Source organism: Chelatococcus sp. HY11 (assembly GCF_018398335.1).
Classification (GTDB): domain Bacteria; phylum Pseudomonadota; class Alphaproteobacteria; order Rhizobiales; family Beijerinckiaceae; genus Chelatococcus.
The window spans coordinates 1,491,927-1,509,682 of record NZ_JAHBRX010000001.1 but is presented as its reverse complement, the minus strand read 5'-3'; the positions used below and the strand labels follow the sequence as shown (position 1 = coordinate 1,509,682).

Annotated in this window: 17 protein-coding genes and 1 tRNA gene; 6 read left to right on the top strand and 12 right to left on the bottom strand. The window is 63.9% G+C overall.

The annotated features are described in order from the left end of the window. The first annotated feature begins 78 nt into the window (after window positions 1-78). From recJ to KIO74_RS07095, 3 genes are all read left to right on the top strand, one after another. On the top strand, window positions 79-1,815 hold the full coding sequence (gene recJ / locus KIO74_RS07105; protein WP_213334501.1) for a single-stranded-DNA-specific exonuclease RecJ: 1,737 nt from the start codon (window positions 79-81) through the stop codon (window positions 1,813-1,815). Window positions 1,816-1,991: 176 nt separating this feature from the next. Next, window positions 1,992-2,129 (top strand): hypothetical protein, encoded by a 138-nt coding sequence (locus KIO74_RS07100; protein WP_213331344.1) that lies wholly within the window; start codon window positions 1,992-1,994, stop codon window positions 2,127-2,129. Between the two features lie 89 nt (window positions 2,130-2,218). Next, window positions 2,219-2,293, top strand: a tRNA-Glu gene (locus KIO74_RS07095). Window positions 2,294-2,419: 126 nt separating this feature from the next. On the opposite strand, the gene KIO74_RS07090 is transcribed toward KIO74_RS07095, so the two are convergent. From KIO74_RS07090 to KIO74_RS07080, 3 genes are all read right to left on the bottom strand, one after another. Beyond that, window positions 2,420-3,709 carry a YbfB/YjiJ family MFS transporter gene (locus KIO74_RS07090; protein ID WP_249730887.1) on the bottom strand — a complete coding sequence of 430 codons (1,290 nt, stop codon included), beginning with the start codon at window positions 3,707-3,709 and terminating at the stop codon, window positions 2,420-2,422. A gap of 225 nt (window positions 3,710-3,934) precedes the next feature. After that, window positions 3,935-4,666: a glutathione S-transferase family protein gene (locus KIO74_RS07085; protein ID WP_249730886.1), complete on the bottom strand. Its 732-nt coding sequence runs from the start codon at window positions 4,664-4,666 to the stop codon at window positions 3,935-3,937. Next, a complete protein-coding gene (locus tag KIO74_RS07080; RefSeq protein ID WP_213331343.1) occupies window positions 4,663-5,379 on the bottom strand; it encodes a glutathione S-transferase N-terminal domain-containing protein in 717 nt (238 codons plus the stop codon). Before KIO74_RS07080 ends, KIO74_RS07085 begins: the two co-directional genes overlap by 4 nt. Window positions 5,380-5,467: 88 nt before the next feature. On the opposite strand from KIO74_RS07080, the gene KIO74_RS07075 reads away from it, so the two are divergent. Further along, a complete protein-coding gene (locus KIO74_RS07075) occupies window positions 5,468-6,046 on the top strand; it encodes a TetR/AcrR family transcriptional regulator (protein WP_213331342.1) in 579 nt (192 codons plus the stop codon). Window positions 6,047-6,050: 4 nt separating this feature from the next. Here KIO74_RS07075 and KIO74_RS07070 read toward each other — a convergent pair whose 3' ends face one another. From KIO74_RS07070 to KIO74_RS07030, 9 genes are all read right to left on the bottom strand, one after another. Then, on the bottom strand, window positions 6,051-7,055 hold the full coding sequence (locus KIO74_RS07070; RefSeq protein WP_213331341.1) for an ABC transporter substrate-binding protein: 1,005 nt from the start codon (window positions 7,053-7,055) through the stop codon (window positions 6,051-6,053). A 44-nt stretch (window positions 7,056-7,099) separates the two neighbouring features. Beyond that, complete coding sequence (locus KIO74_RS07065; RefSeq protein ID WP_213331340.1) at window positions 7,100-8,524, bottom strand: enolase-like domain-containing protein; 1,425 nt, start codon at window positions 8,522-8,524, stop codon at window positions 7,100-7,102. Between the two features lie 54 nt (window positions 8,525-8,578). Continuing rightward, window positions 8,579-9,400 carry an ABC transporter ATP-binding protein gene (locus KIO74_RS07060; RefSeq protein ID WP_213331339.1) on the bottom strand — a complete coding sequence of 274 codons (822 nt, stop codon included), beginning with the start codon at window positions 9,398-9,400 and terminating at the stop codon, window positions 8,579-8,581. A 10-nt stretch (window positions 9,401-9,410) separates the two neighbouring features. Beyond that, window positions 9,411-10,163 (bottom strand): ABC transporter permease, encoded by a 753-nt coding sequence (locus tag KIO74_RS07055; protein ID WP_213334492.1) that lies wholly within the window; start codon window positions 10,161-10,163, stop codon window positions 9,411-9,413. 59 nt (window positions 10,164-10,222) lie between these two features. Then, window positions 10,223-11,290 carry an NAD-dependent epimerase/dehydratase family protein gene (locus KIO74_RS07050; RefSeq protein ID WP_249730884.1) on the bottom strand — a complete coding sequence of 356 codons (1,068 nt, stop codon included), beginning with the start codon at window positions 11,288-11,290 and terminating at the stop codon, window positions 10,223-10,225. A gap of 95 nt (window positions 11,291-11,385) precedes the next feature. Continuing rightward, a complete protein-coding gene (locus tag KIO74_RS07045; protein WP_213331338.1) occupies window positions 11,386-12,483 on the bottom strand; it encodes a dihydrodipicolinate synthase family protein in 1,098 nt (365 codons plus the stop codon). Window positions 12,484-12,531: 48 nt separating this feature from the next. After that, window positions 12,532-14,127: an acyl CoA:acetate/3-ketoacid CoA transferase gene (locus KIO74_RS07040; RefSeq protein WP_213331337.1), complete on the bottom strand. Its 1,596-nt coding sequence runs from the start codon at window positions 14,125-14,127 to the stop codon at window positions 12,532-12,534. After that, window positions 14,124-14,897 carry an enoyl-CoA hydratase/isomerase family protein gene (locus tag KIO74_RS07035; RefSeq protein ID WP_213331336.1) on the bottom strand — a complete coding sequence of 258 codons (774 nt, stop codon included), beginning with the start codon at window positions 14,895-14,897 and terminating at the stop codon, window positions 14,124-14,126. Before KIO74_RS07035 ends, KIO74_RS07040 begins: the two co-directional genes overlap by 4 nt. 9 nt (window positions 14,898-14,906) lie before the next feature. After that, the gene (locus KIO74_RS07030) at window positions 14,907-16,295 is read right to left on the bottom strand and encodes an FAD-dependent oxidoreductase (RefSeq protein WP_349629154.1); all 1,389 of its coding nucleotides are present in this window, start codon (window positions 16,293-16,295) and stop codon (window positions 14,907-14,909) included. Window positions 16,296-16,418: 123 nt separating this feature from the next. On the opposite strand from KIO74_RS07030, the gene KIO74_RS07025 reads away from it, so the two are divergent. Together KIO74_RS07025 and KIO74_RS07020 are read left to right on the top strand one after the other, a co-directional pair. Further along, window positions 16,419-17,096: a GntR family transcriptional regulator gene (locus KIO74_RS07025; RefSeq protein WP_213331334.1), complete on the top strand. Its 678-nt coding sequence runs from the start codon at window positions 16,419-16,421 to the stop codon at window positions 17,094-17,096. 173 nt (window positions 17,097-17,269) lie between these two features. After that, window positions 17,270-17,692 carry a MarR family winged helix-turn-helix transcriptional regulator gene (locus tag KIO74_RS07020; RefSeq protein WP_213331333.1) on the top strand — a complete coding sequence of 141 codons (423 nt, stop codon included), beginning with the start codon at window positions 17,270-17,272 and terminating at the stop codon, window positions 17,690-17,692. The last annotated feature ends 64 nt before the right edge of the window (window positions 17,693-17,756 follow it).

Here is a 17,756-nt window from a genome sequence, read left to right as displayed (position 1 = left end):
ACTGGCCCTGTGATCGAATCGTTCTCTTCCTCAGCCTCCAGGCCCTTTCTTGGCGTGGCGCGTTCCGCGCTTGGCCAAATGTGGCGCGACCGGCTCGACGATGCCGGGGCGGCCGCCGCTTTGGCGATGGTCCAGTCCCACGGGCTCCCCGACATCGTCGCACGGATACTCGCCGCCCGCGGTATAACTGGCGCGGATGCTTCCGGCTATCTGGAGCCGCGTCTGCGTGATCTCATGCCCGATCCGTCGATCCTGCGGGATATGGAGCCGGCTGTTGATCGGCTGGCGGCAGCCATCGTCCGCGATGAAACGGTTGCCGTCTTCGGCGACTATGATGTCGACGGCGCATGCTCCACGGCGCTGCTGGCGAGCTTCCTTGCGCGCTGCGGCACGCGGTTCGTCATCCATATTCCCGATCGCATCACCGAGGGCTATGGGCCGAATGTGGAGGCTATCCGTGCGCTCAAGGCCGAGGGAGCGGATCTCCTGGTCACCGTCGATTGTGGCACCACGAGCTTCGAGCCGCTTGCCGAGGCGGCTCGGCTCCATCTCGACGCGGTCGTGATCGACCACCATCAGGCCCCACAGGAATTGCCGCGAGCTGTTGCGATCATCAATCCCAACAGGCAGGACGACCTCTCCGGGCTTGGCCATCTCGCGGCGGCGGGCGTTGTCTTCATGGTTCTCGTCGCGCTCAATCGGCGCCTGCGCGGCGATGGCTTTTGGGACACGCGAGGCGGTGCGCCAGATCTGCTGGGGGATCTTGACCTCGTCGCGCTGGCGACCGTCGCGGATGTCGTGCGCCTTGAGGGACTGAACCGCGCCTTTGTGCGCCAGGGCCTCGGCGTGATGCGCCAGCGGCGGCGGCCGGGATTGACGGCGCTTCTCGACGCGGCGGCGTTGCGTGGTCCACCGGAGGCTTGGCATCTCGGCTTTCTCGTCGGGCCGCGTATCAATGCCGGCGGACGGATCGGCGATGCGGCACTCGGCGCCAAGCTGCTCTTGACCGATGACGGCATGGCGGCCGCGCAGATCGCGGGTGAACTCGATCGCCTCAACCGCGAGCGGCAGGTCATCGAGCATCAGGCCGTCGAGGAGGCGACTGCTGACGCGGAGCGGCAGCTCAGCGAACGGGATGCCGCTGTTCTGGTCGTGGGATCCGCCGAGTGGCACCCCGGCATTGTCGGGCTCGTGGCGGCCCGTCTCAAGGAGCATTTCCGCCGGCCGGCCTTCGCCTTCGCCTTGACGCCCAGGGGCAGCACCGGATCGGGCCGGTCCATTCCCGGTGTCGATCTCGGGCGGGCCGTGCGGGCGGCTGTCGATGCGGGCCTTGCCGTCAAGGGCGGTGGCCACGCCATGGCTGCTGGCATAACCCTCGCTCCTGACGGTCTGGAGACCTTCTCACGTTATCTCGACAGCATGTTGGCCGAGGCCGTGGCGGGCGCGCGCCTTGATAGCGGCCTCTCGATCGATGCGGCGGTGACGGCAGGCGGTGCCAATCCGGCGTTGATTGCCGGCATCGCCCAGGCAGGCCCCTACGGATCAGGCAACCCAGAGCCTGTCTTCGCCTTTCCACGTCATCGGCTGGCGGAGGTGTCCGAGGTTAAGGGGCATATCCGTGTGTCCCTGAAAGCGGGCGACGGCAGCAGCCTTGGCGGCATGGCCTTTCGCAGTGCCGACCGCCCACTCGGGCAGGCTCTGTTGGCCGCACGCGGACAAGTCCTGCATGTGGCGGGCACGCTGGCGTTGGACACCTGGGGGGGCCAGGCAAAGGCAAGCCTGCGCGTACTCGATGTCGCCGAGCCCGCCCGGTAGGGCCAAGCCACACGGCTGATGCCGAACATCGCATCCAGAATCATGCGGGGAACGGAGTCGTCTGTACCGGGTTTTTGGCTCGCGATGCCTTGTAGGAATGAGGCGAGGCGATCGGCTGCGCCATGATTGGCTATGCACAACTGGTATGGCCAGCCTGAGCTGCTGTGGAAAAGACGATGGTTTTGTTCGCGCTGCGCGCCGGCGTGGCTGGCAGTTCATTGATAAATAAAGATTATTTCTGCGCTGCCGCAAACATCGGCGTTGAGCCTGGCGACCACCTCATCGATCTTGCTGTGAGTTATGCGCATCGATGATCAATTGGCTTGCCAGAACGCTTGCAGCCAGTTGCGAACGCCTCTATATGTTCGCGCCAACGCAGCCGAGCGATCGGCCTGTTGCCGGAGCGCTCTTCGTCTATCGGTTAGGACGCCACCCTTTCACGGTGGAGAGAGGGGTTCGATTCCCCTAGAGCGCGCCATCATAGGCAGAGGTCTCGATCATAAAGTCAGGCTCCGCTTCAAGCCCCCGCATGGAATTAATGCTAGCAGTCATCAAATGACGCGAGCTTCGGCCGATTGGCCGAAACGATGAATTCCGCTTGTCATCAGGCGACAGCCCTATTCGTAGACCTCGGCCAGAGCCTGATCATCAGCGCATAGAGCAGGGCTCCGAGCAGGAGCGAGGACGCCGCGACGCCGAGCGCTATGGCAAAGCCGAGACTCGCGGACCCCACGCGATTGACCAAGAGGCCAACGAGCGGCGGGCCAGCAATCTGGCCGATGCCATAGGTTACGGTGAGAAACCCGACATAGCGCGCGACATGGTGCGGCCGCAGACGACGGACCTCCTGAACGGCTAGAAAGGAAATGATCGTGAACGGCAAGCCGACGAGAGTGCTGCTTACGACAAAGCCTGTCACGCTCGGCCAGACGAGTGTAAGGGCGACGCCTGCGGCCTGAACGACGTAGCACGCGATAAGACCAGCCCGATAGTCTATCCAGGAGGGAGTGCGCGTGCCGAGGATGCAGCCTATCACAACGGCGGTTCCGAAAATCGGCCAGAACAGTTCGATCCACGCGGAGCCTGGCAGGGCATCACGTGCTATCACCGGCAGAAAGGTCGCTGTCACGATATAGCCGAAGCCAGCGAGGCCGTAGCTGATGGCAAAGAACGCCATCTCGAATGGGCTTCCGCGATCTGGCTCTTGAGCCTGCCGTGCGTGCGGTTGTTTGAGATCCGAATGGTTCGGCGGGCTGATCGAAGCCGGCTTGGTGGTGACTTCAGCGCCTGCGGCAGACTTGCGGTAAGCGGGCCAGACGCAGATGACGATCAGCGTCGACAGGGCCGCGAAGGCCAGCCAAGCCGACGAAGCCCGCCACTCCGCCGCGACCATGCCGCCCGCCGCAAGGCCGGACAGCGTGATGCCGAGGCCTGGGCCGGTGTACATGAGACTGGCCAGATGAACCTTGCCGCGGCTGGCGAGCTCGCGAACGCACCAATCCGACGTCAGAACAAAGGCGACTGCACTGACAACGCCGGATAGGAACCGGAATGGCCCCCAAAGGTCGACTTGCGGCCAGGCCATGCCGGCCGTGAGGAGCGCGGTCGCGATCAGGCTGAGTCGGATGATGACGGTTAGCAATCTTGACGAGGTGCGCGGCAGCGCCGTGCATAGTATCGCCCCTGCGAGATATCCGAGGTAGTTGGCCGTCGCCAGATAGCTGCCGCCGCCCAGGTCCACGACTCCGTCGTGCAGCATCATCGGCAGAACCGCCGTGAAGGCGAAACGCCCTATTCCCATAGCGACGGCCAGCGATGCCGCGCTTGCTGTTGCGATCATGATGGCGTCACGCAACCGCATCTGCGATGTGGCGGCTGGAGAAGGCTGATGCATGAGGTTCGACCTGGAGGCGGTTGACGGCGCGGTGCGCCGGGCGACGTCAGGACGCCTGCCGCGCCGTGAGTTAAGTCTGCTCCCTCGTTTTAGCAATCGGCTCCGGCGCGCCCCTGCCATGCGTCGCGGCGGGTGATACCATCCGCGCTATGAGCTATGGCGCCAGCTCGCGTCACCAAGGCTGAACAATCAGACGCTGTGATTTCGCCGGCAACGAGCGCTTGTTCACTGAGCGCGCGGGGCATGGCGAGCGAGGCCATCATGGGCATCGAGCAGCCGTTCCCGCCAGGCGAAGACAGGGTCGTCCTGCTCCAGAAGCTCGACCGGGCTGATACAGCGAGCCCACATCATCATGCCGAATACGCAGTAGTCTGCATAAGCCGGCGTGGCGCCGCAGACAAAGGCTTGCTGGCGCAGCGTGAAACGTAACGGCGCCAAAGCATGACGTAAGCCCTCACGTGCCGTGGCGGTATCGGCGGTGAAGGCTTCCAGCGACATGCCGAAGCGTCTCTCGCGCGATTGGCGAAAATAGCCCTGGTCCTTCGCCGCGATCCGGTTGTGGATGTCAACCGCGATGACTTTAATGATGGCGGGAACGAGCATTCCATCCGCCCAGCTATTGACGAAGCGCGCAACGGCCCGGCCCGTGTCGCCACCGAACAGTGAAGAATGCGGATAACGCTCCTCGAGATGTTCGGCGATGCGCCAGGAATCGTTGACGACAGCCTCGCCATCGACCAGCACCGGCACGAGACCCTGTCCGGAGAACGCGATGACATCCTTGTCCGTGAAGCGCCAGGGAATGCGCTCGGCATTGAGCCCCTTGTGGGCGAGTGCCATGCGGGTCTTCCAGCAATGCGGGCTGAAGCGCACAGTTTCGTCCGCGCTCGCCAGTTCATAGAGCTTCAGCGTCGTCGCAGCGGGGGCCGGGCTATCGTCCGTTTGAGCCATCCTCATGATGCAGCCTCGTCGCGTGGCGTATGGGACGTCGCAGTTTGGCCGAAGAGGATGCTGTGCGCCTCCTTGCTGACGGTCGGCGCCTTGTTGATCGTGTCGGCGATCTCATAGGTGCGGATCACCGACGGGCGAGCGCCCAGCGCGTCATACCAGCGCCGGATCCCTGGGAATTCGCCGAGATCCTGCCCGTGTCGGGCATGGGAGCGCACCCAGGGGTAGATTGCGATATCGGCGATGGAGAAGTCCCCGCCGACAAAGTCGCGATCGGCCAGCCGGCGATCGAGGACGCCATACAGGCGATTGGCCTCCTTCACGTAGCGATCCTTGGCATAGGCGACATCCTCCGGCGCGTAGTGCAGGAAATGATGCGCTTGGCCCGCCATCGGCCCGAGGCCGCCCATCTGCCAGTAGAGCCACTGCAGCGCCTCGAAACGCGGGCGCCGTCCATGTGGCAGCAGCTTGCCGGTCTTGTCCGCGAGATATTCAAGGATGGCGCCGGATTCGAACACCGGCAGCGGCCGGCCGCCATCCTCCGGCGCATGATCGATGATCGCGGGAATGCGGTTATTGGGGCTGACCTTGAGAAAGTCGGGCTTGAACTGCTCGCCCGTCGAGATGTTGACGGGGGTGATGCGATAGGGGAGGCCCAGTTCCTCCAGAGCGATCACGATCTTATGGCCGTTGGGCGTCGTCCAGTAGAGAAGCTCGATCACAGCGCCATCCTTTAATCCTGGCCTCATTCTTGACAAGACTGTCAAGTTTGACGCATCTGTCAAGAATGAATTGAGCCGGGATGGGACGATGGTCGGGATACGCCAGTTTGACGAGGAGAAGCTTCTGGCGGAGGCGGAGGGCGTCTTCCGCGCGAAGGGCCTCGAAGGCACCTCGATGGCCGATCTCGCCGTGGCGACCGGCGTGCAGCGTGGCAGCCTCTATAATGCGTATGGCGACAAGGAAGCGCTTTTCTTGCGAAGTTTCGCGCGCTACGAAGCGCGCTTTCTCGCGGCGGCAGAGGAAGCGCTTGTCATAGAGGACCTGCGCATGGCGTTGATCGCCTTCCTTGAAGCGGCCATCGCCAATATGACAGTCGCGCCGACAGGGCGGGGATGCCTGACGACACGCGCGGCTGTCGAGGCAAGGCAGGCCGGCGGACGCGTCCGGGACGGCTTGTTGAGGCTGATGTCTGAACTGGAGGCTAGGCTGAGGACGGCCCTGAGCCGCCCGGGCGCGGCCGGGCGGCTCAAGTCCTCCCCCCAACAGGCCGCGCGCCTTCTTGTCGTCTTCACGCGCGGTCTTGCCGTGATGGAGCGACTGGACGTGGCACCGGACACGCTACGCGCCGACGCCCGCGCCCTCGTCGATCTGCTCGTGCCTGCGTGAGCGCTCAGGGCAGCTTGATCGACTTGTCGAGGTAGTCATTGGTAAAATACGGGCCTGGGCCAAGCTTCACGTTGAACAGCGTCTCGATCATGGCGACATCGGCCTGCACCCGCTCGGGGTCATAGGCGCCGATAGCCACCTTGCGACCGATGTCGTCGGTGATCAGGGTTTCGACACGCTTCCAGTTCGCCAGTACATCCTCCGCGTTCTGGCTCGTCTCATTGGCCAACACCTCGGTGCAGGGCTTCGGGTTCTCAAAACAGGCGCGAATAGCCTTCTGCGAAACCTTGAGGAACTTCTTGAGCGTCTCGGGGTTGCTCTTCATATAGGCGCCGCTGGTGAAAATGCTGAGCCCATAAGGATTTACGCCGAGTTCGCGCAGCGAGACATAGCCGAGATCCTTGCCGAAGGCCTTCTCATAGACGTCATGAACGCTGTAGAGATGGGGCGAGACATCGATGATGCCCGCCTGCAACGAAGCGACTTTGGCCTCCGGCGCGATGTTCACCCAGGTGACAGATTCGGCCGGGATGCCGATGGCCTTGGCGATGACAGGCCAGATGGGACGCACAGCGTCTCCCGCCGGCGCGCCGAACTTCTTGCCGGCGATGTCCTTCGCTGACGCGATGCTGCCGCCCTTCTTCCAGTAGAGACCAAAGGCGGTATTGGCATAAAGCGCCATGACGCCGACAGCATCGATATTCTTGCTGCGGCCTTCGAGAATATTGGCCATGTCAGCGATGCCGACCTGAACCTGTCCGGCGGCGACCCGGGGAATTGTCGCGGCAGAGCCACGGCCACCCTCGATGGTCAGGTCGATGCCCTCGTCGGCGTACCAGCCCATCTTGCGTGCATAGTAATACGGGCTATGGTCCCCCTGCGGCACCCAGTTCAGGAGCAGTGTCATTTTCTCCGCGGCTTGCGCGGCCGGTGCAAGAGCGGTGGCTCCCAGTAGAATACCGAATTGTGCTGCGGCGATAACAGCCAGTCTACGTATTACACGGTTCATTCTATCCTCCCCTATGGTCCCTGCTTTCATCCGCCTTGGCGGATTCAAAAAGTTGCTTTGTTCTCCGCCGATGGAGATATCTTTGAACGCATTCGAACGCTGGTGAGTGGTTCGCCATGGCGGGGCGTCAGGCTCGTACCGAAGCCATGCGCGGCGAGCGTGGAGCCAAGATGGATCTGTCCGGCTACGATACGAAGGCCCTCCGGCCCGTAGACATCAGGGTGCAAAGCCTCGATCGCGGCGCGCTCGTCTGTTGGCAGGGCCGTGGTGCCTGGCCCGAAATGGTGACCGTTGCGCTCGCAGTCGGCGACACGGATGGCGGCGGCCGCTGCCAGATTCTGTTGCAGCGCGATGCCGGGCTGGACGCACAGGTCCTCGGCGGTGATGAAGGCGCCGGCCGCCGCCGCCCGCGCCGCGTTGCGCAGGCCGTGCAGGACGCCCTTGCAGGTTTTCATGCTCACGCCGGCATAGCCGAGCGCCAGTGCTCGCGCGAAAGCGTCGTCGCTGTCGTCCGATTCATCGATGATGACGGGCCAGGGCAGGGCGAGCCGGCGCAGGTCGGTTGACAACGCCAGCCTGCGATGGAGCGGCTGTTCGACATAGACGATCGACGCCGTGAAGCGTTTGAGACGGGGGCGCCGGACGAGCTCTGCCATCACACCGGCGAAGACGTCGAGATCATCGAACGCTTCATTGGCATCAAGGCTGATGCGGTAGGAAGGAAGCATCGCATCGAGGAGGCGGGCTATCGCTTCGAGGCGATCAAGCGCTTCGAGCGAGCCGCCGAGCTTGACCTTGAAACGATCGATAGCTGTGGCTGTGATGACCTCCGCCAGCGTGACGGGCTTTCCATCGACCGGGCCATCGGTGGAATCCGCCGCAGTGAGCGGATCGGCGAGGCCGACCGTATGGCGAACGCCGATGCTGCGTGCCGGCGCATCGCGTGAGGAGAGCCAGGTGCGGTAAGCGTCTCCCTCGTCTGCCGTGAGGCCGAGATGGTCCGCCGCCACGATTGCCTCGAAAGGAAGATCAAGTGCGCGGCACAGGCCGTCGATCGCGGCCCGTTCCACGAGTGCGACCCCGAAAGCCCGCTCCAGCGCCGTCAGCCCGGCATCGACGAGCGTGGTATCGCTCGCCATCGCGCGCGTGAGCTCCCGCTCAAGCACGGCGATGTCGGGGAGGTCCGCGGCAATGACACCAGCGATGTCCGCCGCGCGGATCGCAGCGAGTTTCAGCCGGTCCGCGCTCTCATCGGTGCCAATGCGAGGGTCTTTCTCAAACCATTTCGGCGCGGCGATCTCCGCGGCATAGCCCGTGACGGAGCGTCCGCCGATCACTGCGTCGAGCGAAAGATGCACTTCAGCGAAGCGGCTGACGGTGACGCGGCCATAGTGGAACGGGATGCGCAGCGGCCATTGGCGCTCGCCAAGCCGGGCTTCCATCACGCGTATCCGGGGCCGGTGGTCCATCAGGCTCGCCTTTTTGCCGCGCCGCGGTCTCGTCAACCGTCAGTGCATCCCCAATCAGTGCATCCCCAAGAGGCCGTAGATCTCACGGGTATAAGCGCCGAATGCGTCATGGGTCTTGATGTCGAGGGTGCGAGGTTCCGGCAGGTCTATAGTGATCCGCGCCGCCATGCGCGCCGGCCGGGCGGTCAGCACGACGACCTGCGTGCCGAGGAACACCGCTTCCGAAATGCCGTGTGTGACGAAGAGGATCGTTTTGCCGCTGTCCTGCCAGATGCGGCGCAGCTCGATATTCATGCGCTCGCGCGTCAGGGCATCCAGCGCGCCGAAGGGCTCATCCATCAGGACGAGCTTCGGGTCGTGCACGAGTGCGCGGGCAATGGAGACACGCTGCTGCATGCCGCCGGAGAGCTCATAGGGGAACTTGTCCTCGAAGCCCGCGAGGCCGACCAGGGCGAGCAGATGTCCCGCGCGCTCCCGGCTCTCTTTGACCGGCAAGCCGAGGATCTCTGCCGGCAGCATCACATTGTCCAGGATGCGCCGCCATTTCAGCAGCAACGCCTGCTGGAACACCATGCCGATGTCCCGGCCGGGGTCGAAGGGTTGTCGATCGTTGCCGATGCGCACGACCCCTCCGTCATGGCCGTGCAGACCGGCGAGGATCTTCAACAACGTGCTCTTGCCGCAGCCGGACGGGCCGACCAGCGTGATCAATTCACCCTCCGCCACATCGAAGGTCGCGTCGGAGACGGCCAGGAACTCCTGACCGCGCTGGCGATAGACCTTGCGCACACCCTGCAGGTGGATGAAAGGCGGCGGTCCATCCGGCGCCGGCTGGCCGCCGGCGATCGAGGCGCTTGTGTTCAGCGTGGTGAGCATATCTCTTTCCTCAATCGAGACGGGCGTCGGCGACGACGAACAGACGCTCGCCGAGAACGACAAGTCCGTAGAGCACGATGCCGATCATCGAGATCAACCCGAGGCACATGAACATCGCCGGGGTGTCGAGGCTCGACTGCACCTGCAGCATGAGATAGCCGAGGCCGCGTTCGGAGCCGATGAACTCGCCGACGACCGCGCCGGCGACAGCCAGGACAGCCGCGACCCGCATCCCGGAGAAGATGTAGGGCAGGGCGCTCGGCAGCTGGATCTTCGTGAAGATCTGCTGGCGGGAACCTCGGAGAGCCCTCACGAGATCCACGAGATCCGCTTCCACTTCACGCAAGCCCCGCGCCGTGGTGATCACGATGGGGAAGACGCAGATGGTGAAGGCGATGACGATGTTGGGGACGACGCCGTAGCTGAGCCATACGATGAGCAGGGGCGCCATCGCGACCTTGGGGATCATATTCAGCGTGACAAGAAGCGGCATGGCTGTGCGGCCGGTGACCGGCCACCAGGAAAACACCACGGCGAGTGCAACGCCGAAAATACTCGCCAGTATAAATCCACCGAAGACTTCGATGGTGGTGATGTAGATATGCATTCCCCAGTTGTAGTGGGGCTGGAACAGCGTGCTGACGGTCTCCACCGGCGACGGAAGAATGAAGCGGGGTATGCCGCCCCAAGCGGTCACCGCATACCATAACGCCAGCAAAGCGAGATGGATGCCGATGGCCGGCCCCATCCGTCCGAGTTGCATCGCAAAACGCGGCGCGTCGCCGTTTCCGGTGCCCGGCGCCGCCTGGGCGGTATCGGCCATTAGAAGACTCCCGAGCGCACTTCGAACTTGCTAGGCTTTCCGTAGAGCGGTTTGCCGCTCTTCATCCACTCGGCGACCCAACGGACCATGGGATTGATGGGTACGACGGGATTGCCGAGAAGTTCGGCGACGGCATCGCAATTGACGAAGAGGCAGCTGGTGCTCTCCTCGCCGGAGAACTTGGGCTCTACGCCGAAGAGCTCACCGAATTGGGTGGCGATCTTGCGCACACTCACCGCCTCCGGGCCGCCGATGTTGATGGGGCTCGCGGGGACGTCGCAATGGCGCAGCAGCCGGATCATCTGGGCGCTGGCATCACCCTGCCAGATGATATTGACGTGTCCAGTATCGAGCGGCACCGGCTTGCCATTGAGCACCCAGCTCGCGATTTCCTGCAGTACGCCGTAGCGCATGTCGATGGCGTAGACGAGCCGCGCGATCCGGCCGGGTGTGTCATGCATCCGCGAGTAGTACTGGAAGGTGCGCTCGCGACCGACGACGGAGTTCGCGTATTCGCCGGGCCGCGCGAATGGCGGAACCTCTTCGGTCACGCCGCCATGCAACGGGTTGGACCAGGGATAGACGTGGATGGTCGAGAAGGTGACGATGCGCGATCCCGCGAAGGCGCGCGCTACGATGCCGGGCGCGATCGTGTTCATCGCCCAGAGGAAGTCCTCACGGCCCTTATAGTCGAATTTCAGCCCGGCCATATAGATCACATTGGCCAGTTTCGGCAGTTCGCCGACGGCCTTCTCGTCGAGAAGGTCACAGCGGATCGTCTCGACTCCGAAGCTCTGCAGATGGGCCTCGAGCCCTTCCTCCGAGAAGCGTGAAACCCCGACGACGCGCTTGTGAGGAGCGGCGCGCTTGATCATCCGCGCGAGGCAGATGCCGACCTTGCCGGCGACGCCGAGGATGATGACGTCGCCCTCGATCTTCTCCAAGTCCTCGGCGAGTTCCAGCGTCGGCAAGGACATGAAGTCCTCGAGATGCGCGACGTCGCGGAAGGCCTCGGGGAACATGCCGGGATTGAGGTAATCTGAATTGGGTCCCTGACGGGTCAGCATGAATAAACCTCCCTTGTACTGCTAGGCATCGCAGCGATCTGCGTCGCCTGACTGTCTTGAACGAAGCGGTCGGAACCGCTCCTTATCACGTTGCTTCAGGCGACGAGGGGCACGCTCGCGCCGCGCTCCGAGAGCCAGCGTTCAAGGTTCGCGCCGACGAAGGCGTCGTCGTTCATTTCCGGGTATTGCGCATAGACACGGTCGATCGCCTCCGCCTGTCCGGGGCTGAGACGCTCGTTGGGGTCGAGGCACGTGATGCCCGTCACAAGACCCTGACGACGCAGCACCTCCAGGCAGCCGGGGATACATCCCACGAGATTGTGCGCGGCGTCGTAGATCGCCCCGTTACAGTCCGTCACAATGGAATCCTGGGCGAGAAGTTCGACAGGGACGGCAGCTTCATCAGGCAGGGCATGGATACGCGCCAGCAGATCGACGGCGCTCTTTGTCCATACGCTCCAGTGTCCAAGAAGCCCACCGCGGATACGTGCGAGACGTTCGGATCTGCCGTCGGCGCCGCGCACCACGAAGGGCTGCAGAAGGTCGAGCACAATGTGGTCGTCATTGCCAGTGTAGAGCGTGACACGGTCGGCCGCGCCCGCGTCAACAACGGCACGCACAATGTCGAGCGTCCGGTAGCGGTCGAACGGCGCCATCTTGATGGCGATGGCATTTTCGATCGCCGCGAATTCACGCCAGAAGCCATAGCTCAGATGGAAGCCGCCGACGGCTGGCAGCAAGGAAAAGCCGATGATCGGGATTTCCGCCGCGATACGCCGGCAGTGGTCGAGCACCTCAGTCTCCGACGCACCCTTGAAGGCCGCGACATTGAGAAGGGCGGCGTGATAGCCGAGCTCTCGGGCGACATCGGCCTCTTTCACCGCCTGCTCCGTGCGGCCGGTGACGCCGGCAACGAGAAGCGAGGGCGTGGCTTGCCAGTCCGAAGCTGTTTCCGCCGCTATGCGGAGAACAGGCTCATAGAGGCCAACGGTGCGAATCGCGAACTGTGTGGTGTGGACGCCGACCGCAACGCCCGTCGCGCCAGCATCGAGATAGTAGCGTGTCAAGGCCCGCTGGCGGGTGACATCCAACTGCCGGCTGCTGTCGAGCGCCAGCGGGTGGGCCGGCAGGACAGCACCTTTCCGCAGCGCGGCGATCAGGCGGGGATCGATATCAGAATGATGGCGGGGCATGGGGTGAGCCTCCGTGGGGCGATCGCGATTGGTGCTCAGACCGCCATCTCAAACGGCCATGTCGAGCGGGTGGGTTTCGGATGCGAAATGGTGCGCGTCCATCAGCGGCAGCGGATCGCGGATGGCGACCGGTGCGTAGGCCATGCGGTCCAGGATATGGCTGCGCACATCGACACCGGGCGCCACCTCGGTCAGCACAAGGCCCTGCGGTGTTGCCTCGAAAACCGCGCGCTCGGTCACGACGAGCGCGGATTGGCCGCGTTCCGCTAGTCCCTCGAACACGCGGTAGGTCACGCTTTCGGCCGTCTCGACGAATTTCGAGACGCGGCCGTCGCGGATGATACGCAGCGCACTGCCCTCGACACGGGCGTCGAGACCACCCGTCGTGAAGGTGCCCGTGAAAACAAGGCGGCGCGCGTTATGGGCAATGTCGATGAAGCCGCCCGCGCCTGGATTGGCGTTTCCGAAACGGCTGACATTGACCACTCCGGTGGCGTCGAATTCCGCGAAGGCGAGCGCCGCGAAGTGACAGAGCCCGCCGTCGATGACATCGAACTGGTAAAGGCCGTCCATGATGGCGTCGGGATTGAGGTTCGCCGAGAACTGCCACCCTGACATGACGACGCCGCCGTAGGAGCCGTGCTCCGTCGTAAAGTAATAGTCGGCGAGCGCGCCGTCATCGAACAGACCCTGCTCCGCCATGACAAGGGGGATATCGGCTGCGGCGCCGAAACCGAAGATCGACAGTTCGCGTTTGCGGACCTCGCGTGCGGCACGGGCCGCGATGACCTTGTCCGGCCCCGGGGCGGGACGCGGCAAGTCGCAGAGGGGACGGCGCACACCGCTGAAATAGGCGGGATCGAAGGGCGTCTCCGTTGCCATCATCATCGCGGGGTCGACCACGATGGTATCGATGAACATGCCCGGAATGGCGACCCCCGAGGCGGGCCGCTCGCCCGTCGGCAGGATGCGGCGTACCTGCGCGATGACGCGGCCGCCGCTGGCCTTGGCTGCCAGCACGAGGCCAAGGTTGGACGACACCAGGGCCTCGTCTTCGAAGGAGAGATTGCCGTGCTCGTCGGCGCTTGACGCCCGCACGATGGCCACGTCGAGAGGCCAGGTCGGATAGTAGAGAAGTGTCTCGCCGTCGAATTCGATCTTGCGGACGAGGTCTTCCTCTGCCTTCGCCGTGAACTTTCCGCCGCCGTGGTCAGGATCGATATAGGTGCCGACGCCGACGCGCGTCATATAGCCAGGGCTCTTGCGGGCGACCTCGCGCAGCCAGTGCATGGAGGCACCGATCGGCCAGGAATAGGCTTCGATCCGGTTTTCCCGGACGAGGCGCATCAGTTCCGGCCGCCGGCCGGTGACGGGATCGACCGGATTGATGTAGGAACCTGTGACGATCCGCTTCATGAGGCCTTCCTGGGCCACATGGTCCATGCCCTTTACGCCCTGCGCATCGCCGGTGCCGCAAGGGAAATAGAACGTGAGATCACGCGGATGGCTGGTAGCGCGGAAGCGATCCCCCAAGGCTTTCAGCACCTTGTCAGGCGTGATCCAGCCGATGACCCCGACGGAAGCGACTGTGGCGCCATCGGGGATGCTGGCTACGGCCTCGGCTGCATCGACGATCTTGATCATGACTTCACCACGAAACGTTGCAAGGTCGCTTTCGCTGCTGGTCCAGCGCAATCGGCGGCGAACATGTGGCCCGCCAGATGATCGAGCCGCTCGCCGTCGAGCGTCGCGAAGGGTTCAAAAAAGCGTTTGGTCGACGCGACGGCCTCGCGCGGCAAAGCTGCGAATTTCTCCGCCAGCGCGGTTGCGCGGGCTAGCGCTTCGCCGGCCGGCGCGCTGAAATCGGCAACGCCGAGCCGTAGCGCTTCCGTGCCATCGATCGGTTCCGCCCCCCAGGTGAGAAGGCGCGCCTTGGTCGGGCCGATGCGGGCCACGAGGGCTCCCAGACCCCATGGCGGCAGCCAGCCGTTTGGCACCTCCGGCAGGTGCCAGCGCGCGTTCTCGGCAGTGACGACGACATCGCACGAAGCCGCCAGGATGAAGCCGCCGCCGAGCGCGAAGCCCTCGACGGCCGCGACCACCGGCTTGCTCAGGACGCCGATGCGGCGAGCGATCGCGGCTGTCTCGGCCTCATGGCGACGCATCCCATCTACAGAGAGGCGGCCGAGTTCCTTGAGGTCGCTGCCGGCGCAGAAGGCAGGCGCCGCCCCCGTCAGAACGATGGCGCCGACCGCTTGATCGCTCTCGGCGACGTCGAGCGCCTGGGCGAGAGCGCGCATGGTTTCCCTGCCGAGCGCGTTGCGGCGTTCCGGCCGGTTGAGCGTGAGGACAGCGATCCCGTTCCGTTGGTCGAAACCGACGAGGGCACTGGGCGAAGGAGTGGCATCATTCATGATCGATCCTCAATCCAGCCGCGCGCCGTCGCGATTGAGCAGGAGGCGCAGGTCCGCGCCGTCGATGGCACGTGGCTCCATGCGCTCCCTGACGGCGAGGACCCCGGCGTGGCCGATGGCGTGGCCGTAGGAAAAACACTGGGCCGTCACACGGGCCGAGGCCACGGCCTCGTGCTCTGCGGACAGGCAGCGGCCGGCAGTGATCAGGCCTTCGCCGCGCTGCGGCACGAAACAGCCGTAGGGCACCTCGTAGACATCATCGAGCAGCCACTCGACCTTGGGCTTGGCACCGGCATGCAGCTCGATCGGCCAAGGTGAGCGGGCGATGCCGTCGGCACGCTTGCGGCCAGCGACGACATCGCTGTTGGTGAGCTTCGTGATGCCCTCGATCTGGCGCGTCTGGCGCACGCCGACCTGTACGCCCGTGTCGTTGACGAAGGCGTCCTCGCAGCCGGCCAAATGGTCGCGGAAGAAGCGCGCGTATTCGCGCATCTGCAGCCGCCCCTCGATTTCGGCGTCGGAAAAGTCGCGCCAGAACAAGGGATTGAGCTCGCGCCCGTCCGGACCAATGACGCGGGTGCAGTTGCAGAGCAGTTCACCTGGCCGTGTTGTCGTGAAGAGCCAGATCTTGGCGCGCGGCAGCTTGTAGCGGCCGCTCCCATTCTCCGCCTGGATCAGCTTCGAGATCGCGTCGGGCATGATTGTGTCATGGCCGTAGGCGGCGACGAAGCGCTCGGTGTCGACACCCAGCATGCGGAAGATCATAGTCGGGTTCTGGACGCGGCCTTGATCGCCAATGAACGACGGGAAACCCGCCATGGCGACGAGATCCGCGTCGCCGCTGGCATCGATCGTCACCGCCGCGCGCACGTCCAGCGGGCCTTGCTTGGTCCAGAGCATGACGCCCTCGATCCGCTCCTCGCCCTCGCAGAGAACGCCGGTGACTGTGGCGTGGTAGATGACCTCAACCCCGGCATCCCGAAGCAGCCCATCGGCCGTCTCCCGCCAGATGATCGGGTCATGGACCCGGGTCCAGGTCTTGCCATAGGGCAGTGGCCCTGTGAGGCCACCCCGCGCATCGAGCGCCCGTACGAATTCGTCGGCGAAGCCGAAGACCACCTGCCTTGGTTGAGCCGCGCGGCTATCCGTCGCCTCATAGAGACCGCAGACGGTGCCCGACAACCCGGCGACCGCGCCGCCGCCGCAGAACCCGTAGCGCTCAACCAAGGTCACGCGCAGCCCGGCTCGGGCCGCCGTCACCGCAACGGCGACACCAGCTGCTCCTCCGCCCGTGACGACGATATCCGTGTCGATGCGTGAGCGTGAACGAACATCCAAAGCGACGTCTCCCTTGCGCAGCCAGATATGCGGCGGCGACAGCTCTTGCGGCTTGTCCACGTGCTGTCGAATATTGATCGTCAGCTGACATGGCAGTTTTGTCGGCATCTGACATATCAGTTGCCGAACAGGCCAGTCAAGGGGTATGTTGCGGACAGTTGGAGCCTTGAGAATCGTATTTGGATGACCGATCTGACGACATCACCGGTAGAACCGGCGACGGATTCACTCGCGGAAATCGCTTATCGCCGAATCGAAGAGATGATCGTGACGCGCGAGCTTCTCCCGGGCTCGATGATTTCGGAAAACCAGCTCGCCGATGAACTCGACTGTGGTCGCACGCCTATTCGCGAGGCGCTGCAGCGGTTGAAGCTGGAGGGGTTCGTCGAGATCCACCCAAGGCGTGGCGCGCTGGTGACGCCTGTGGACGTGATGCGGCAGCTCGAGCTTTTGGAAGTGCGACGCCCCCTGGAGGATCTGGTGGCGCGGCTCGCCGCCGAACGCGCGACGCCTGACGAGCGCCGTGAGATGCTGCGCCTGGCCGATGAGATCACCGCGGCGGCGGAACGGGGCGACCAGCGCGCCTATCTCAGCGCCAACCGGGCGATTCACGACATCCGCACCAAGGCCTCGCGCAACACGATGCTCACCCGCACCATGGGGCTGGTGCTCGGACTGTCCCGGCGTTTCTGGTATGCCTACATCCAGGATACGGGCAGCTTCACCGTCGCGGCGGCGCTCCACAATGATATCCTGCAGGCCATCGCCGCCGGTTCCGCCAGCGATGCCGCGACGGCGGTTTCAAAGCTGCTCGATTTTCTCGAAAGCCTGACGCGTCGTGCTATCGAACGGCAGCTGTAAAGGCAGGCCTATGCCACCCGCCTGCCTTCGCTCCGGTAATGTGGATGGCCACGCGCGAAGCGAATTGATGCGCGCGCCGGATTTTTGAGGTTCGGGTTACCTCTCGCCTCTTCCGCGATCGAAGATCCGCCAAACTCATGAGCCTGTCGTCGGAGGTTGTGGTAGCGTCTGCCATGCCTCTCCCAGACGATCTCTCACAATGCCTCGTTCTGAACACCGTCGCCGCAGCGCGGTCACTGCTGCGCAGGAACGATGCGAAACTGAAACCCTTTGGCGTAACCGTTCAGCAGTTTTCACTGCTCGCTGCCATTCGCTTCCATCCGGATGAGCCTGTTGCGACCTTGGCGCAGCGGGTACTCTTGGATCGGACCAGTCTGACCCGCAATCTTGATCGACTCGAGCGAAAGGGCCTCATGCGGCGTATCGAGGGCAAAGCGGGGAACGCACGCGTTTGCGAACTTACCGAACAAGGCAATCTCCTGCTTGATCGCCTTCTGCCTGAATGGCAGCGGTCCAGAGGCAAGCTCATGGAAGGTCTCTCGGACGAGGACGTGGGCAGTTATCTCAGGGTCAGCAGACGCCTGACACAGGAGTGAGGGGCCTCGGGATTGCCTCAATCTTCCTATGTGCTAGTGATGTGTATATACACATAAGGGCACT

Bases quoted from the DNA above. Each gene is read 5' to 3' on its own strand.
- KIO74_RS07035 (WP_213331336.1), bottom strand. From the start codon at position 14,897: ATGAATGATGCCACTCCTTCGCCCAGTGCCCTCGTCGGTTTCGACCAA.
- KIO74_RS07085 (WP_249730886.1), bottom strand. From the start codon at position 4,666: ATGAGGATGGCTCAAACGGACGATAGCCCGGCCCCCGCTGCGACGACG.
- KIO74_RS07070 (WP_213331341.1), bottom strand. From the start codon at position 7,055: ATGAACCGTGTAATACGTAGACTGGCTGTTATCGCCGCAGCACAATTC.
- KIO74_RS07050 (WP_249730884.1), bottom strand. From the start codon at position 11,290: ATGCTGACCCGTCAGGGACCCAATTCAGATTACCTCAATCCCGGCATG.
- KIO74_RS07055 (WP_213334492.1), bottom strand. From the start codon at position 10,163: ATGCAACTCGGACGGATGGGGCCGGCCATCGGCATCCATCTCGCTTTG.
- KIO74_RS07060 (WP_213331339.1), bottom strand. From the start codon at position 9,400: ATGCTCACCACGCTGAACACAAGCGCCTCGATCGCCGGCGGCCAGCCG.
- KIO74_RS07025 (WP_213331334.1), top strand. From the start codon at position 16,419: ATGACCGATCTGACGACATCACCGGTAGAACCGGCGACGGATTCACTC.
- KIO74_RS07045 (WP_213331338.1), bottom strand. From the start codon at position 12,483: ATGCCCCGCCATCATTCTGATATCGATCCCCGCCTGATCGCCGCGCTG.
- recJ (WP_213334501.1), top strand. From the start codon at position 79: ATGTGGCGCGACCGGCTCGACGATGCCGGGGCGGCCGCCGCTTTGGCG.
- KIO74_RS07100 (WP_213331344.1), top strand. From the start codon at position 1,992: ATGGTTTTGTTCGCGCTGCGCGCCGGCGTGGCTGGCAGTTCATTGATA.
- KIO74_RS07090 (WP_249730887.1), bottom strand. From the start codon at position 3,709: ATGCATCAGCCTTCTCCAGCCGCCACATCGCAGATGCGGTTGCGTGAC.
- KIO74_RS07020 (WP_213331333.1), top strand. From the start codon at position 17,270: ATGCCTCTCCCAGACGATCTCTCACAATGCCTCGTTCTGAACACCGTC.
- KIO74_RS07075 (WP_213331342.1), top strand. From the start codon at position 5,468: ATGGTCGGGATACGCCAGTTTGACGAGGAGAAGCTTCTGGCGGAGGCG.
- KIO74_RS07040 (WP_213331337.1), bottom strand. From the start codon at position 14,127: ATGATCAAGATCGTCGATGCAGCCGAGGCCGTAGCCAGCATCCCCGAT.
- KIO74_RS07065 (WP_213331340.1), bottom strand. From the start codon at position 8,524: ATGGACCACCGGCCCCGGATACGCGTGATGGAAGCCCGGCTTGGCGAG.